The following is a 16,053-nucleotide window of genomic DNA, read 5'->3' as shown; positions in this document are numbered from 1 at the left end:
CAAACGTCGGATCCGGTCGTCCCCAGCGGATCCGCCCTATACGGAGGTTCCATGGCCGACAACGTCACGTCGCTGTTCCGCAGCACCGCGGCGCACAGCCCGTCGATGGCGGCGTTGACACGTGAGGGCGGCGAAGGTGCGGGACCGGTGGACTTCTGTATCCCCTGCAACCCGTACTTCCCCACCCCGGCCATGTTCGACGACATGTCGGCCAGACTCCGCGACATCATCACGTACTACCCGAGCAGCGCGGACACCATCACGGCCGAGCTGTGCAGCCTGCTCCAGCTGCCGCCGCAGTGCGTGGCGATGGGCAACGGCTCCACCGAGCTCATCACCTGGATCGACCACCTGCTCGTCCGCGAGTCCCTCGCCATCCCCGTCCCCACCTTCGGCCGCTGGACCGACCAGCCCATGGAGACCGGCAAGCGGGTCGACATGTTCCCGCTCCAGGAGTCCAGCGGGTTCGCCCTCGACCTCGCGCAGTACGCCGAGTTCATCCGTGCCCGGGGCACGCGCGTCGCCGTCATCTGCAACCCCAACAACCCCGACGGCGGCTTCCTGCACAAGCACGCCATCGTGCAGTTCATGGACGCCATGGCCGACCTCGACCTGGTCGTCATCGACGAATCGTTCCTGGAGTTCGCGGACGCCGAGGCCGAGCCGAGTGTCGTGCAGGAGGCGATGCTGCGGCCCAACGTCATCGTGCTGCGCAGCCTCGGCAAGAACTTCGGCCTGCACGGCATCCGCTTCGGCTACCTGGTCGCCAACCCCGCGCTCGCCGGGCGGGTCCGCTCCATGCTGCCCAAGTGGAACCTCAACTCCTTCGCCGAGCATGTCGTCTTCATGCTCAAGGAGCACGGCGCCGAGTACGCGCAGAGCCTCCAGCAGGTCCGGCGCGACCGGCTCGACATGGCCAGCCAGCTGTCCTCCCTTCCCGGGCTGACGGTCTACCCGTCGCAGGGCAACTTCCTCTTCGTGCGCCTCCCCGTGGGCGCCGAGGGCACCGTGGTCCGGGACCGGATGCTCACCGAGCACCGGATCCTGGTCCGCGAGTGCGGCAACAAGATCGGTTCGTCCAGCCGCTTCCTGCGTCTCGTCGTGCGCCCCCAGGTGGACGTGCGTCGCCTGGTGTCCGGCCTGGAACAGGTGCTCTACGGGACGTCCAGGAGGGGAGCCGCCGTACCCGAGCTGGGCAATGGGACCAGCTACAGCTCGGGTACGGCGGCAGTGGACCGTCTGGTGAGCGAGACCAACGGATCCGGTATGCGGGGCCTTGCCGCGCAGGCCACCGGCGGTGGCGCTCCAGGGCCCGCCGTCGCTCCGGCTGCCGCCGGCACCGGTATGCCGCTCCCCGCCGCCGCGTCCGCCGTGCCGGCGGGTGCCGTGCCCGCCGGGCCGGGCGGCGGGATGCCGATGCCGGCGGCGGCGCAGGTCGGGCAGGGTGGACAGACCGGGCAGGGTGTGCACTTCGGGCAGATGGGGCAGCAGCAGATGCCTCAGTCCGTCCCACAGCCTGTCCCGCAGTCTGTGCCCCAGCCTGCGCCTCAGCCGGCGCCCCAGCCCATGGCCGCGCCGGCGCCGCCACTGGCCCCTGTGGCACAGACACCGGCTCCGGTCCCGGCACCTGCACCGGCTCCCATGCCGGCCGCCACCGGGCCCACGCCGCCGGGGGTTCCCGCGCGGGGTGGGCTGACGGCGGCGCAGGTCAGAGGGACGAATGGGCTTTCGCCTGCGCCGGCGACCGGGTGGCCGGGGGCGCAGGCGTGGCCCAACGCGGCGGGGATGGGGCAGGCCGGGTAGTGCCCCCTCGCCGTAGGCGGTTTCGGTGCGCGGCGGGTGCGGGTCCGTTGTGGCTCGTCGCGCAGTTCCCCGCGCCCCTGAAGGGCCGATCACGCTAAACCGGGTTCAGCCTCCACTGTTGGCAGGCGTTGTTGAGCCATGACCACTGGCGTACGTCCGCACTGTCCGTAGTCGCGCAGTTCGCCACGTCGGCTACTTTGCCCGTGGCCTTGTTGACGATGCGGACGTAGCCGCCGTCCGTGGCGAGGAACTGGTACCGCTGGCAGGTGTTGTTCAGCCAGGACCACTGGCGGAGGTCCGCGCCGTCGGCGGTCGAGCAGTCTGCCGTGTCGAGGACCTTGCCGGTGGCGGCGTTCACCAGGCGGTGGGTGTCGTCGCCCAGGTCCTCCAGGCGCCAGCGCTGGTTGGTTCCGCCGTTGCAGGTGTACTGCACGACGTTGGCACCGTCGGCCGACGAACTGCCCGCCACGTCCAGGCACTTGCCGCTGTTGCGGTTGGTGACCGTGTAGGTCGTCGAGACGGCGGACGGCTCACCCGAGGGTCCTGGCAGGGAAGCTCCCAACCGGACCGGCGTGCCGAAATTCGGGGTGCCGTCCGAGTTCCAGGTGAACTTCTGCGCCCGGGTCGTACGGCCGTTGTCGCAGCCCTCGGACGCGGAGTCGTTGGCGTGGTAGACGATCCAGTTCTCGCGGCCGTCGGGTGAGGTGAAGAAGCCGTTGTGGCCGGGCCCGTACACCCCGCTGGCGTCACTGCGCTGGAAGACGGGCGTGGACTTCTTCGTCCAGGAGGATGCGGACAGCGGGTTGGAGCCGGTCAGCTCCAGTTGCCCGAGTTTGTAGTCGGGCGTCCAGCAGCCGCTCGCGGAGTAGATCAGGAAGGTCCGGCCGCCGCGTTGCAGCACCTCCGCGCCCTCGTTGACGGTGCCGCCCTGCCGCTCCCAGGCGTGCGTCGGTGTCGAGATCGTCGAGTAGGAGCCGCTGACGGTGTACGGGTTGGACATCGGCGCGATGACGAGGTTCTGCGTCCCGCCGGTGGTGATCGCGCTGCCCAGCATGTACAGCCGGCCGCCCACGTTCATCAGGCTCGGGTCCAGCATCCAGGCGGAGTTGAGCTGCCCCTTGTAGGTGTAGGGGCCCATGGGGTCGGAGCCGGCGCTCTCCAGCACGTGGCTGCGCTGCGTGGGGTTGTAGTCGGACACGTTCTGCCCGGCGACGTAGTACAGGTACCAGCGGCCGCCCACGAAGTGCAGCTCAGGTGCCCAGATGTTGCAGCACCGGGAGGCGGCGTCGCCCTTCCACACCTGCACGCTGGGCGCGGTGGAGAGCCCGGCGAGGGTGGCGGACTTGCGGATGGTGATCACGTCGGTCCAACTGGTCGTCACCAGGTAGTAGTTGCCGTCGTGGTAGGAGATCCAGGGGTCGGCGCCCTTGACGGACTTGACCGGGTTGGCGAACGAGGCGGCGCTCGCGGTGGGCTGGCCGAGGGTGAGGGCGAGCAGCAGGACGGCCAGCAGGGTCAGTAGGCGACGGGCCATCCGCTGCTCCAGTTCAGGAGGTTGACGCCGAGCTTGGGCGTGCCGTTGTCGTTGCCGTCGTAGTAGTGGTAGACGATCAGGTCGCCGTCGGTGTCCTTCAGGATCGACTGGCCGCCCGGGCCGATGACGCTGCCGTGCGACTCCAGGACGGGCGTGCCGCCGTTGTTCATCAGGTCGACGCCGTTCCTGTCGCGGTACGGCCCGGTGACACTGGAGGCCCGCCCGACCTTCACCTTGTACGTCGAGCTGGTGCCGGCACAGCAGGTGTCGTACGAGGCGAAGAGGTAGTAGTACCCGCCCCGTTTGACTATGAAGGGCGCCTCGACGGCCTTGGTCCCGGTGGGGCGGGAGGCGAGTGAGTAGCGGGTGGTGTTGGAGGAGAGCTGCTTCCCGGTGGCGGGGTTGATCTGGATCATCTTGATCCCGGTCCACCAACTGCCGAAGGACAGCCACCACTTGCCGTCGTCGTTCACGAAGAGGTTCGGGTCGATGGCGTTGAAGTCGCTGGCGGAGTTCGACGTGTAGACCGTGCCCTGGTCGGTCCAGCTGCCCGGCTGGCCGGTGCTGGAGGTCGCGAGGCCGATGGCGGACGTGTTCGAGCCGAACTTCGAGACGGAGTAGTACATCAGGTACTTGCCGCCGTGGTACGAGATGTCCGGCGCCCAGGCCTCCGGGACGGAGGAGTAGTTCCGCCACCAGCCGGGCCGGCTGGAGAAGGCGTCGCCGCCGTTGCGGAAGGCCGTGCGGTCACCGGACGATTTGCTGGCGATGCCGCCGCCGGTCGCGTAGAGCAGGTACTGACCGGACGAGGTGCGGAGCATCGACGGGTCGTGGGTGACGATGTCACCGGTGACCCGGCCGGGGTTGGGATACGCGGACGCCGCACTCGGCATCAGGGCGAGCAGGGCTGCGGCGGGGAGGGCGAGCAGGGCGGTTCTCCTGCGCAGGATGGAGCGGCTCATACGGTCCTCCTTGCGGTGGGGGTGACACTGGCCGACATTTCGAACAGCGATCGCAAGTTCGAACGGACCGTAGAATCGAACGTCTTGCGCGTCAATGGTCCGCGCAGCAACAACTGTGACCGGCCGGGAGCAGCTCACACCCCACACGGCCCGACCGGCAAAGCCCTTGACGGCACATCACTTTGCCGAACACACAGTCCTCTGACAGCAACCACTCCCAGCCGCGGCTGCGGAGGCCACGGGGGTGGTGGGGTCGGCGTCTGTCCTGGCGGCGGCGCCGACCGCCAGGGTGGCGGCGGTGGCGCCGGTCACCATCAGGACGGCACGGCGTTCCGCTCCGACATCAGCGAGGACAAGTCCCTGGTCGAGATCTGGCACGCCGACGCGCTCGGCGAGTACTCCGGCTTCGTGGGCGACAACGGCCACGACGAACCCGACAACGGCACGTTCCTGCGCGGGGGCGTCCTCACCGGCTCCAACAGCATCGCGAAGATCACCTCGGCCTGCCCCGGCTGGTACCAGGGCCGCTGTGTCCACATCCACATCAAGGTCCACACGGACGTGACCCTGACCCCCGACGGCTCCTTCACCGGCGGTCAGGAACTCCACACAGGCCAGCTCTTCTTCAACGAGACGATCACGAGGAGGGTCGCGTCGCTCCCCCAGTACGCCGTCAACACGGTCCCCCGGACCACCCTCGCCCAGGACTCGATCTACGACGACGGGGGCGCGGCATCAGGCCTCCTCACGCTCACCCAGCTCGGCAGGCGAGTTCCCCGTGGTCGCCGTCGACCTGCCGGGGCACGGGTCCCGTTCCGCCGGGGAACGACCGGTTGCTGCGCAGGATGTATCCCGCCGAGGTCGTCGAGGCCACGATCCGGTCCGGTTACGCCTTTCACACCCTGTCCGCCGCCTGGGGCGAGGTACTGGGGCGTTTCGACGCGGACGCGATGCGTCTTGTGGCGGCTCCGGTGCTCATCCTGAACGGTGAGAAGGACGGCGTCTTCCGGTCCGGCGAGGCGGAGTTCGCCCGGGCGCATCCGCACGCCCGCGTCGAGCTGATCCCGGGAGCCCGGCATCTCGCGAACTTCGACGATCCGGTCGCCTTCCGCGATGCGGTCCGCCGCTTCGCCCGACAGCTGGGCAACAGCGCATGACCTGGGCGGCCCACCCGGCCCAACGCCCCGGTGAGCCGCCCCTCATCCCGTCAGGACTTCCCCGGGCACTCCTTCCACGCCATGTGGTACACCGTGCTGATGTCCCCGTCCGTCGAGTCCATCGTCATGAAGCTGACCTTGTCGGCCGACTGCGTACCGGCGTTGACCCGGAGCTCGGTGTTGATGTTGAAGTTGCGCTGGACTCCGCAGGGCGCGTAGACCAGTTGGGCCCAGTCCGTCTCGTCGGTGGCCTGCCAGTTGTCGTTGTAGGGGCCGCTGAAGGGATGGTTCCTGGACACCGTGCTGGGCGAGCCCTGGAAGTAGTACGAGGCTCGCTGGGAGCCGCTCGCGCCGCGCTGGAGTGAGGCGAAGCCCCGGTAGTCGGCGCTGGCGATGGCGTAGGTGAAGCCCTGGGGCACGTGGACGATCAGGCTGAGCTGGCAGTTCCTGCGGAACGCGGTCGGGTCGGAGCCCCCGCCGGCCTGAGCGAGGTAGTCGCTGTAGGTGACCGTGAACGCCGTGTTGTCCTCGGAGACGGCGACCGCCGCCGTGCCCTGCGGACAGCCGGAGCCGTTCACCGTGGCGACCTTGATGACGATCTTGTCCGGGGGCGGGTCGACGAACCCGGAGGACGGGGATTGTGCGGGGAGTGCGCTGGTGAGGAGCGCGGCTACCGCGCCGCTCAGGAGCAGGCCACCGGCCATGGTTCTCCCATCCGTTCGTGGGGGGTGGAACACGAATAGACATGAGCATGTCAAGACGACAGCGCATGCGCGCCCGACCTGTGACCATTCCATGGAGGAGCTGTGAAGGCCGGGAGCGGTCGCATCGTACGCAGGGCTGAGGGGGTCGGCCAGGGCGGTCTCCGGCCATTCACAGTGGCGGGATCACACCAGGGGAAGGGGCGCGCGGCCCGTCCACGCGGGCCCCGTCGGCACCAGCAGTACCGGGGGGCGCATAAGGTGCGTTAGCAGTGCGTCAGACCAGGACACCCCGAGGACGCGATGAGGATCACCCACCGGCTCCCCCGCGGACGCGGCCCGTCACGGGTTCTCCCGGGCCACGGCCCGCTACGGGTTCTCCCAGGCCGCCGGCTCCGCCGCCAGCCGCTCCACCGGCTCGGGCAGCGCGCCGGCCGCGAGGTCGGCGATCGTCACGCCCTCCAGGATCCTGCGCACATTGGCCCGCAGGGCGATCCACAGCGGCAGCAGCGGCTCGGCCGTGCCGGAGTAGGCGAGGCCGGTCGGACGCTCGCCGCGCACCGAGACGATCGGTCCGTCCACGGCCCGGATCACGTCCGCGACCGTGATCTCCGCAGCCTCCCGGGCCAGCCGGTAACCGCCGCCCCCGCCGCGCCGGCTGTCGACGACACCACCGCGGCGCAGATCGCCGAGGATCCCCTCCAGGAACTTGTGGGGGATGTCCTGCGCGGTGGCGACGGCCTCCGCCTTGACCGGCCCTTCGCCCTGCCGGACGGCCAGTTCCACGACCGCTCGTACCGCGTAGTCCGCACGTGCCGAGATCCTCATACGACCATTGTCGCGGTCGGCCCGTAGACAATGACCCACCAGCACCACGTACGGCACGGCAGCACAACAGGAGGCGCTCCCTTGGAGCTCAGCAGGCGTACCTTCCACGCTCTCGCCGGCACGGCGGCGCTCGGCTTCGCGCTGACCGGCAGCGGGTCGCCGACCTCCGCCAACCCGGCACGGACCGTGCCCACGGGCCCGCCGCCCCCGGTGCCGAGCGCCGACGGCAGGCGGCACGAGGTCGGCTTCGACCGGTACTCGCTGCTGGTCGACGGCCGGCGCCTCGTCCTCTGGTCGGGCGAGCTGCACCCCTTCCGGCTGCCGAGCCCGTCCCTGTGGCGGGACATGCTGGAGAAGATGCGTGCCCACGGCTACAACGCCGTCAGCGTGTACGTCGCCTGGAACCACCACTCCCCCGCCCCCGGCCGGTACGACTTCACCGGTGTGCGGGACCTGGACCTGTTCCTTCGCATGGCCGCCGAGACCGGTCTGTACGTGATCCTGCGGCCCGGCCCGTACATCAACGCCGAGGTCGACGCCGGCGGCTTCCCCGGCTGGCTGACCGCGACCGAGGGCACGGCCCGCACCTCCGACCCGACGTATCTGCGGTACGTCGACGAGTGGCTGACCGCCGTCAACGCCATCGTCGCCAAGCGCCTGTTCACCCGGGGCACCGGCACGGTCCTGCTGTACCAGATCGAGAACGAGTACGACGCGCACGTCGACGAGCCGACCGGGCGCGCCTACATGTCCTACCTGTACGAGAAGGTCCGCGCCGACGGCATCGACGTGCCGCTGTTCCACAACGACAAGGGGGGGAACGGGGACTGGGTCCCGGGGTCGTTCGGCACCGGCGGTGAGAAGGGGCGCTGGCTGTACGGGTTCGACGGGTATCCGGAGCCGGACGAGGTGCCGCCCGACTGGGGGCACTTCGGGACCGGCGGGGTGAAGGGCGGGGCCACGGCCAGTCCGCGCACGCCCGGGTTCGTGCCCGAGTTCGGCGGGGGCTGGTTCGACCCGTGGGGCGGGTCCTGGTTCGACGGGAAGGGCTACGCCGAGGCCCGCCGGACCCGGGACGCGGCGTACGAGCGGCGCTTCTACCTCACCAACCTCGCCAACGGCATCACGCTGCACAACGTCTACATGACGTACGGCGGCACCTCCTGGGGCTGGCTGCCCGCTCCGGTCGTCTACACCTCCTACGACTACGGCGCGGCGTTCGACGAGGCCCGCAACGCCACACCCAAGCTCGCCCCGATGCACCAGATCGGGCAGTTGCTGCGGTACGTGCCGGACCTCGCCAGGCTGGACCGGGCGAAGGCCGTACGGGCCACCGACGAGCGGATCAAGGTCTACCACCTGGCCAACCCCGACACCGGCGCCCACTTCTACGTCCTGCGCAACGACTCCGAGAAGGCGGTCACCTCGACACTGCCGGACGCCGGGATCGACGTGCCGGTCACGGTCCCGGCCCGGGACGCCAAGCTGATCGCCGCCGGGCTGAAGCTCGGGAAGCGGACGCTGGTGCACGCCACCGTGCAGCCGATGCTGAGCCTGACCGCCGGGCGGCAGGAGATCGCGGTGTTCGCGGGCCGGCGGGGCGATCTGGCGCAGGTCGTCCTGGACTGCGCGGACGAGCCGACGCCCATGCGGCTGGACGCGGAGCCCGCGTGGTCCTGGAACCTCGGCAAGCTCAACGTCACCGCTCCGCTCGGCGCCGGCGGGCTGAGCCGGGTGCGCGTCGAGGGCGACGGCGTGGACACGACGATGCTGCTGCTGTTCGCCGACGACGCGACGGCCCTCAGGCTGTGGCCGTACGAGACGCCGTCCGGCCCGCTCCTCGTCTACGGCCCGGCGCTGCTGCGGTCGGCCACGCTGCGCGGCTCCACGGTCCACCTCACCGGCGACACCACCGCGCAGACCGGCCTGGAGGTGTGGGGGCCGCGCGGGATCACCCATGTCACGTGGAACGGGCGCCCGGTGCCCACCCGGATCAGCGCCTCCGGCAGTCTGCTGGCGCTGCGCCCGCTGCCCGGCGTGACCCGGCCGGCCCTGCCCGCCCTCGACGGCTGGCGGCGGCGGACCGAGAACCCGGAGGCCGACCCCGGCTTCGACGACTCCGGCTGGACGGCGGCCGACAAGAAGACATCGTTCAGCACGACGCCCGTACCCGACGGGCAGCCCGTCCTGTTCGCCGACGACTACGGCTTCCACTACGGCGACGTCTGGTACCGGGGCGAGTGGACGGACGGACGCGGCCTGGAGTCCGTGACCCTCGACTACAGCACGGGCACGCAGGGCCTGCTGATGGCCTGGCTGGACGGCAAGCCGCTGGGCACGCACCGGATGCCGGTGCCGGACAAGGACCGGGCGCGGCAGGGCACTTGGACGGCGAAGGCCACCTTCGACCTGCCGGAGGACCTGCGGAAGAGGTTCCGCGAGGACGGCCGCGACCGTGGCGACCGGCACGTGCTGTCCGTGCTCGTCCGGCGGATGCAGCACGACATGGACGGCACGGCGCGCGACACGCACAAGGCGGCGCGCGGGCTGACCGCCGTCACCTTCGAGGGCGCCTCCCCGAAGGTGACCTGGCGGATCCAGGGCGCGTCGGCCCCCGATCCCGTGCGCGGACCGATGAACAACGGCGGGCTCTACGGGGAGCGCGAGGGCTGGCATCTGCCGGAGTACGACGACGGGGACTGGAAGGACGCCGAACTGCCGCGTGCCGACCGGCGGCAGGGCGTCACCTGGTACCGGACGGACTTCCGGCTCGACGTCGAGCCCGGCGTCGACGCCTCCATCGGGCTCGTCCTCGACGACGACCCGGAGCGGGCCTACCGCGTCCAGATCTTCCTCAACGGCTGGAACATGGGCCAGTACATCAACGACGTAGGTCCGCAGCACACGTTCGTGCTGCCGAACGGGATCCTCCGCACACGTGGTGCCAACACACTGGCGTTGGCGGTGTTGTCCGACGGGACCACACCGTCGGGGCCCGGGGAGGCGCGGCTGACCCTGCTGGGCGCGGCGGCGGGAGGAGTGCCGGTCACACCGGTGTGACCGGATCGAGCCGTCCGTGTGCATTGCCTTCTCCGGCAGGCTGGTTCACCGTGTTGGCCTTTCATGGCTGCCGACAGGGAGGGGAACCTCGTGCGAAGACGGCGTTTCATAGGTGGATTAGGCGGAGTGGCCGGGGCCGGGCTCGGGCTCGCCCCGCTGCGGGGTGGTACGGCCTGGGCGGCTCCCGGCCTCCTGGGTGAGGCCCGCGAGTGGCAGGCCGTCGCCGCCCCGGCGGCCTCCCCCGCGGCCCAGTTGCTCGACGTGGCGGCCGCGGGCCCCGGCCTCGCCTGGGCCGTGGGCGAGGAGGGCCGCGGCGGCAGCGTGCGGGGGACGGCGCTGGCCCTCGTGTGGGACGGCACGGCCTGGCAGCGCACCGCCCCCGGCTTCAGCGGCTATCTGGGCTCCGTCGCCGCGTCCGACGGCCGCGCCTGGGCCGTCGGCACCGACACCTCCGGCACCGCCCGGCTGCTCGCCGGGGACGGACCGACGTGGCGGGAAGTCGACTTCCCCGGTCGCGGGGCGCCCGGCACGTCCCTCGCCGCCGTCACGACCGGCCCCCGCGGCCACGTCTGGGTCTCGGGCCGGAACAGCGACGGCTCGGTGCTGCTGCACGGCCACCGGGGCAAGTGGACCTGGCTGGAGGCACCCCCGGCCACGACCACCATCCCGCCCTACGGCATCCACCGCGCGCCCTGCGGCGACGTCTGGGTCTACGGCAGCGAGCTCGTCGCCCGCTGGGACGGAGCGGCCTGGACCGTGCTGCCGGCGCCCGGCGGGATCCGTGCCGGCTTCACCGGGCTGCTTCCGGTCGCGCGCGACGACATCTGGATGACCGGCTACGACTACGGCGTCGGCGGCCCGCCCGGCAAGCCCCCGGGCGTCCGGCTGCTGCACGGGGACGGCACCGGCTGGGAGTACGTCACGGCACCGTTCGGCGTGGGAGTGCTGACCGGCATCGTGGGCGACGCCCAGGGGCGTCCCGACCGTATCTCCGGGTGGGACTTCTGGGACCAGACCCGGGCCCACTACCTGCGCTGGGACGGCACGGCGTGGGTGAGCGAGCGGGGGCCGGTGGCCACGACCCCCGTCGTCATGAACGCCCTTGCGACGGTGCCCGGCTCGGACGGCTACTGGGCGGTCGGCACGACGTCGCCTCCGCCGTCCCCGACCGCCCAGCCGCGCATCGAACGCTGACGTGTCGGCTCGGACCGGCTGTCACGCCAGCCGGATCACGTTCCAGGACAGCGGCTCCAGGACGGCGCTCAGCGTGCCGTCCTGGAGGGCCGTGCCGTCGACCGCGTGCGGGGCCACCCGCTCGGGGTCGTCGAGGGTGTTGCGGGCGTCCGGGTCGGCGTCGGCGAGGGCGCTGTGCTCGACGACCGACGACAGGTCGAGCCCGTTCAGCGCGACCTCCAGCGGCAGCGACTCGGTGCGGCTGCGGTTCACCGCGAAGACCGTGACCGTGCCGTCCTCGGCGCGTACGGCGGTGGCGTGCAGCAGGTCCGTCTCGCCGAACTTCTTCGTCTCGTACGTCGGCGAGTCGACCCGGACGTCGAGTACCTGGCCGCGGCCGTACCGGGCGGCCTGGGCGAAGGGGAAGAACGTCGTCTGCCGCCAGGCCGGACCGCCCGGCTCGGTCATGATCGGCGCGATGACGTTGACCAGCTGGGCGAGGCAGGCGACCGTGACGCGGTCGGCGTGCCGGAGCAGGGCGATGAGGAGCGAGCCGAAGACGACGGCGTCGGTGACGCTGTAGTTGTCCTCCAGGAGGCGGGGCGCCTCGGGCCAGTCGTCCTGCTCGAAGGTCTTCGCGCGGGCCTCCCACTCGGGCAGGTACCAGACGTTCCACTCGTCGAAGGAGAGGTTGATCCGCTTCTTCGACTTCAGGCGCGCGCCCACGTGGTCGGCGGTCGCGACGACGTTGTCGATGAAGGACTCCATGTCGACGGCGGAGGCCAGGAAGGAGTCGATGTCGCCGTTCTCGGGCCAGTAGTAGGCGTGCAGCGAGATGTAGTCGACGAGGTCGTACGTCTCCTCCAGGACGGTCGCCTCCCACTCGGCGAACGTCGGCATGGACTGGCTGGAGGAGCCGCAGGCGACGAGTTCCACGCCGGGGTCCAGCTGGCGCATGGCCCGGGCCGTCTCGGCGGCGACCCGGCCGTACTCCCGCGCGGTCTTGTGGCCGGTCTGCCAGGGGCCGTCCATCTCGTTGCCGAGGCACCACAGCCTGATGCCGAAGGGGTCCTTGTCGCCGTGGGCGGCGCGGAGGTCGGACAGGGCGGTGCCCTCGGTGTGGTTGGCGTACTCCTGGAGTTCGAGGGCTTCCGCGACGCCTCGGGTGCCGAGGTTGATGGCCATCATGGGTTCGGCCTGGGGGCCGATCTTGCGGAGGAAGTCGATGTACTCGGAGAGGCCGAAGCGGTTGGTCTCCGTGGAGTGCCAGGCCAGGTCGAGGCGGCGGGGGCGTTCTTCGGCCGGGCCGACCGAGTCTTCCCACTTGTAGCCGGAGACGAAGTTGCCGCCGGGGTAACGGACGGCTGTAACGCCCAGTTCGCGGACCAGGTCGAGGACGTCTGTGCGGAGGCCCTTGGCGTCGGCCGTGGGGTGGTCCGGTTCGAAGATGCCGGTGTAGACGCAGCGGCCGAGGTGTTCCACGAAGCTGCCGAAGAGGCGGGGGTTTACTTCGCCGACGGTGAAGGCGGGGTCGAGGGTGAAGCGGGCGGTGTGCATGTTCGCCTTTCGGGGTGGGTGGTTCTGTTCGGTGGCGGCTGCGGGTTTGTGGGGGTTGTTCACGCAGTTCCCCGCGCCCCTATCGGGGCGCGGCCGTCTACTGCCCGGCCAGGCCCGTGTGGGCCACGCCCGCCACTATCTGGCGTTGGAAGAACACGAAGACGATGATCAGGGGCAGGCCCGCCATCAGGCCGCCGGCCATGAGCTGGGCCCACTGGATGCCGTAGGAGTTCATGACGGTCGCGATGCCGTTCGGCATGGTCATCAGGTCGGGGTTGTTGGTCACCATGTACGGCCAGAGGAAGTTGTTCCACGAGGCGATGAACGTGAAGATGCCGACCGCGGCGAGGGAGGGGCGGGAGAGCGGGAGGACGATGGTGAAGAAGACGCGCCAGCGGCCTGCGCCGTCGATGAAGGCGGCCTCCTCCAGTTCGCGCGGGATGCCCTGGAAGAACTTGTAGAGGATGTAGACCATCGCGGCGGGTGCGCACTGCGGCAGGATCATGCCCCAGTAGGTGTCGACCATGCCCATCTGCTGGACGGTGGTGAAGAGCGGCACGCCGAGGACCGCGGGCGAGATCATCAGGCCGGCCATCACCAGGCCCATCAGGGGCTTCTTGCCGCGGAACTCGGTGCGGGCGAAACCGTATCCGGCCAGTGCGCTCACCAGCAGCACCACGGACGTCACACAGACGGAGACGACCACGGAGTTGACGAACCAGTTGGTGATGTTGCCGGTCTCGAAGAGGGCCTTCCAGGCCTGGCCCGTCCAGTCCTCGGGGAGCCAGTGCGGCGGTACCTCCACCGCCTCGGTCTCCGACTTCAGGGAGGTGAACAGGGCCCAGGCGAAGGGGGCCAGGAAGGCGACCGAGACGGCTGTGCCGAGGAGGGTCAGGACGATCTGGCTGGGGGTCCACGGCTTGCGGGGCTTCACCGGTACGGCGGTGGTCATCGGGCGCTCTCCTCACGGTTGCGCAGCAGCCACATCCGGGCGAGGGCGACGGCCGCGATGATCACGAAGAAGATGACGGAGATCGCGGAGGCGTAGCCCACGCGGTAGCTGGTGAAGCCCTCTTCGAGGGTGTACTGCACGAAGGTACGGGTCGATCCCTCGGGCCCGGGGAGGAAGTCCATCATCACGACGGCCTGGTCGAAGACCTGGAGCGAGGCGAGGATCTGGAGGGCGACGACGAGGCCGGTGATGTTGCGCAGCATCGGCAGGGTGATGTGGACCGTGCGGTGCCAGGCGTTCGCGCCGTCGAGCTTGGCGGCCTCGTAGAGGTGACCGGGGATGCCCTGGAGCGCGGCCAGGTAGAGCAGGAAGCTGAAGCCGACCGTCCACCACAGCGTCTGGATGACGATGGCGAGCATCGCGTACGACTTGTCGGTCAGCCACGGCGTCTCGATGCCGAAGACGTAGTTGATCATTCCGGTGCCGGGGTTGAAGAGCCACTGCCACAGGTTGGCCGCGACGGTGGACGGCAGCAGGAACGGGGCGAAGAAGCACAGCCGCCACAGCCACTTGCCGCGCTCGATGTGGTGGGCGAGCATCGCGAGGAGGAAGGCCAGGACCGTGATGCAGGGGACGACCAGGAGCGTGAAGTAGGCGCTGTGGCCGAGGGAGTCCCACATCAGCGGGTCATTGAGGGCCTCGCGGTAGTTGTCGAGGCCGATGAAGCTCGCGCCCTCGCCCGAGATGTTGGCGTCCGTGAAGCTGAGGTAGACGCCGCGCAGCAGCGGCCAGATCACGAAGAGCGCGAACAGCAGGAGGAAGGGGGCCACGAACCAGCCGCCGTGCTGGAAGCCCTGCGGCCGGCGGAGGGTGGCGCTGTCGGCGGCGGTCCGGGCGCGGGCGGGTGCGGTGACGGTCTGGGCGCTGGTCGCCATCATGCGGCCGCACCTCCTTGTGCGGCTGTCCGGCCGTCCATGGGGTTCTTCATGGCGAGCAGTTGGGTGAGTGCGCTCTTCATCCGGCGGGCGGCGGTCTCCGGCTTGGCGGAGCCCAGCGTCGAGGCGACGACGATCGGGCCGACGCGCTGGGCGAGGATGCCGGTGGACCCCGCGAACCACACCTTCGGCTCGGTGGCCTGGTGGTCCATGGCCGACACGTACTCGCTCTGCGGGTTCAGCGCCTTGTACGCGGCGGTGGACAGGGTCGGCGTGTAGGCGGGGATGTGGCCGCCGGCGGCCCACTGCCGGGCGTGCCGGACGATGTAGGCGGCGAGCCGGTGGGCGCCCTCGTTGGCGGGGCCGCCGCGGTCGGACTGGTGCGGCAGGACGAAGGCGTGCGACTCGGCGTGGGTGGCCGGCTCGCCGAAGACGGGCGGCAGCGGGGTGGCGCCGTAGTCGAGTTTCGCTCCGGAGAAGACCGGCACCGACCAGTTGCCCTCCCAGACGAAGGGGGAGCCGTTGAGGAACTGCTCGGCGCCCGCGGCCCCCGCGAAGCCCGGGTTGGCGTACCCGTCGGTGATGTGGCGGCGCAGGAACTGAAGGACCTGGGTGGCCTTGTCGGTGTCGAAGGTGACCTCGGTGTTCGCGGCGTTGAACCAGGTGCCGCCGAACTGGGTGTAGAACGCGACGAAGAACCACCACTGGAAGTTCTGGTCGTTGACCCACAGACCGATGGTCTGCAGCCCCTTCTTCGTGGCCCGCTTCGCCTGCTTCAGCACGTCGAACCACTCGTCGGCGGAGGTGACGGGCACGATCCGGCCGTCGTCGCCGAGCAGGCCCGCCTTCTTCAGCACGTCCTTGCGGTAGAAGCAGAGCTGGACGTGGATGTCGAGCGGTAGGGCGTAGAGCTTGCCGTCGATGACGGCCCGCTTCCACAGGGCGGGGTTGAAGTCCTCCTCCCGTACGCCGTACTTGGCGAGCAGGCCGACGTCCCAGGGGTCCAGGAAGCGGCCGGGCGAGAATCCGGTGACCCGGCCGAGGTGCATGACGCCGAGGTCGGGGGCGCGGTTGCCCGCGGCGGCCATGGCGAGCTTGGTGTAGAAGGGGCTGCCCCACTGGAGGGTGGAGTCCTTCACCGCGATGTCCGGGTTGGCCTTGCGGAAGGCGTCCAGCATCGCGATCATGTTGGATCCGTCGCCGCCGCTGAAGAGGTTCCAGTAGCGCACGCGGGTGTCGGCGCCGGCGGCGAGTGCGTCGGCGCCCGTGCCGAGCGCGGCGAAGCCGAAGCTGCTCGCGACGAAGAGTCCTCCGAGCCCGCCGAGTAGCTGCCTGCGATTCAGGTCAGGTCGTCCCATGCCCTGCCCTTGCTGTCGTGTTCGATATATCGG

11 protein-coding genes and 2 pseudogenes are annotated in these 16,053 nt (G+C 70.3%); 5 read left to right on the top strand and 8 right to left on the bottom strand.

Annotation, left to right across the window (positions count from 1 at the left end; all coding sequences use genetic code 11):
* The first annotated feature begins 51 nt into the window (after nucleotides 1-51).
* The gene (locus tag MQE23_RS30765) at nucleotides 52-1,803 is read left to right on the top strand and encodes a histidinol-phosphate transaminase (RefSeq protein ID WP_243380842.1); all 1,752 of its coding nucleotides are present in this window, start codon (nucleotides 52-54) and stop codon (nucleotides 1,801-1,803) included.
* Between the two features lie 94 nt (nucleotides 1,804-1,897).
* Here MQE23_RS30765 and MQE23_RS30760 read toward each other — a convergent pair whose 3' ends face one another.
* Both MQE23_RS30760 and MQE23_RS30755 read right to left on the bottom strand, forming a co-directional pair.
* A complete protein-coding gene (locus tag MQE23_RS30760; protein WP_020272846.1) occupies nucleotides 1,898-3,337 on the bottom strand; it encodes a family 43 glycosylhydrolase in 1,440 nt (479 codons plus the stop codon).
* On the bottom strand, nucleotides 3,319-4,299 hold the full coding sequence (locus MQE23_RS30755; RefSeq protein WP_243380841.1) for an arabinan endo-1,5-alpha-L-arabinosidase: 981 nt from the start codon (nucleotides 4,297-4,299) through the stop codon (nucleotides 3,319-3,321). Before MQE23_RS30755 ends, MQE23_RS30760 begins: the two co-directional genes overlap by 19 nt.
* A gap of 309 nt (nucleotides 4,300-4,608) precedes the next feature.
* Here MQE23_RS30755 and MQE23_RS30750 point away from each other — a divergent pair.
* Nucleotides 4,609-5,064 (top strand): annotated as a pseudogene (locus MQE23_RS30750) (protocatechuate dioxygenase); the annotation flags it as partial.
* Nucleotides 5,065-5,123: 59 nt separating this feature from the next.
* Nucleotides 5,124-5,456 (top strand): annotated as a pseudogene (locus tag MQE23_RS30745) (alpha/beta hydrolase); the annotation flags it as partial.
* Between the two features lie 50 nt (nucleotides 5,457-5,506).
* Here the strand turns inward: MQE23_RS30745 and MQE23_RS30740 are convergent.
* Together MQE23_RS30740 and MQE23_RS30735 are read right to left on the bottom strand one after the other, a co-directional pair.
* Nucleotides 5,507-6,160, bottom strand: a complete 654-nt coding sequence (locus MQE23_RS30740; protein WP_020272843.1) for a DUF4360 domain-containing protein — start codon at nucleotides 6,158-6,160, stop codon at nucleotides 5,507-5,509.
* A 366-nt stretch (nucleotides 6,161-6,526) separates the two neighbouring features.
* The gene (locus MQE23_RS30735; RefSeq protein WP_020272842.1) at nucleotides 6,527-6,985 is read right to left on the bottom strand and encodes an Rrf2 family transcriptional regulator; all 459 of its coding nucleotides are present in this window, start codon (nucleotides 6,983-6,985) and stop codon (nucleotides 6,527-6,529) included.
* An 81-nt stretch (nucleotides 6,986-7,066) separates the two neighbouring features.
* On the opposite strand from MQE23_RS30735, the gene MQE23_RS30730 reads away from it, so the two are divergent.
* Both MQE23_RS30730 and MQE23_RS30725 read left to right on the top strand, forming a co-directional pair.
* The gene (locus tag MQE23_RS30730; RefSeq protein WP_243380840.1) at nucleotides 7,067-10,045 is read left to right on the top strand and encodes a beta-galactosidase; all 2,979 of its coding nucleotides are present in this window, start codon (nucleotides 7,067-7,069) and stop codon (nucleotides 10,043-10,045) included.
* 126 nt (nucleotides 10,046-10,171) lie between these two features.
* Complete coding sequence (locus MQE23_RS30725) at nucleotides 10,172-11,239, top strand: hypothetical protein (protein ID WP_243380839.1); 1,068 nt, start codon at nucleotides 10,172-10,174, stop codon at nucleotides 11,237-11,239.
* Between the two features lie 21 nt (nucleotides 11,240-11,260).
* Here the strand turns inward: MQE23_RS30725 and MQE23_RS30720 are convergent, their stop codons facing one another.
* The 4 genes from MQE23_RS30720 to MQE23_RS30705 all read right to left on the bottom strand — a co-directional run bounded on the left by MQE23_RS30720 (nucleotide 11,261) and on the right by MQE23_RS30705 (nucleotide 16,020).
* The gene (locus tag MQE23_RS30720) at nucleotides 11,261-12,775 is read right to left on the bottom strand and encodes an alpha-N-arabinofuranosidase (protein ID WP_037667033.1); all 1,515 of its coding nucleotides are present in this window, start codon (nucleotides 12,773-12,775) and stop codon (nucleotides 11,261-11,263) included.
* Nucleotides 12,776-12,872: 97 nt separating this feature from the next.
* Nucleotides 12,873-13,727 carry a carbohydrate ABC transporter permease gene (locus MQE23_RS30715; RefSeq protein ID WP_020270111.1) on the bottom strand — a complete coding sequence of 285 codons (855 nt, stop codon included), beginning with the start codon at nucleotides 13,725-13,727 and terminating at the stop codon, nucleotides 12,873-12,875.
* The gene (locus MQE23_RS30710) at nucleotides 13,724-14,665 is read right to left on the bottom strand and encodes a sugar ABC transporter permease (RefSeq protein ID WP_020270110.1); all 942 of its coding nucleotides are present in this window, start codon (nucleotides 14,663-14,665) and stop codon (nucleotides 13,724-13,726) included. Before MQE23_RS30710 ends, MQE23_RS30715 begins: the two co-directional genes overlap by 4 nt.
* The gene (locus MQE23_RS30705; RefSeq protein ID WP_243380838.1) at nucleotides 14,662-16,020 is read right to left on the bottom strand and encodes an extracellular solute-binding protein; all 1,359 of its coding nucleotides are present in this window, start codon (nucleotides 16,018-16,020) and stop codon (nucleotides 14,662-14,664) included. The genes MQE23_RS30710 and MQE23_RS30705 overlap by 4 nt, the downstream gene beginning before the upstream one ends.
* Nucleotides 16,021-16,053 lie beyond the last annotated feature (33 nt).

It is taken from the genome of Streptomyces sp. HP-A2021 (assembly GCF_022807935.1).
In the GTDB taxonomy this organism is placed as follows: Bacteria; Actinomycetota; Actinomycetes; order Streptomycetales; family Streptomycetaceae; genus Streptomyces; species Streptomyces afghaniensis.
Note: the sequence above shows the minus strand (reverse complement) of the source record. Positions and strands in the feature narration are given on the sequence as shown.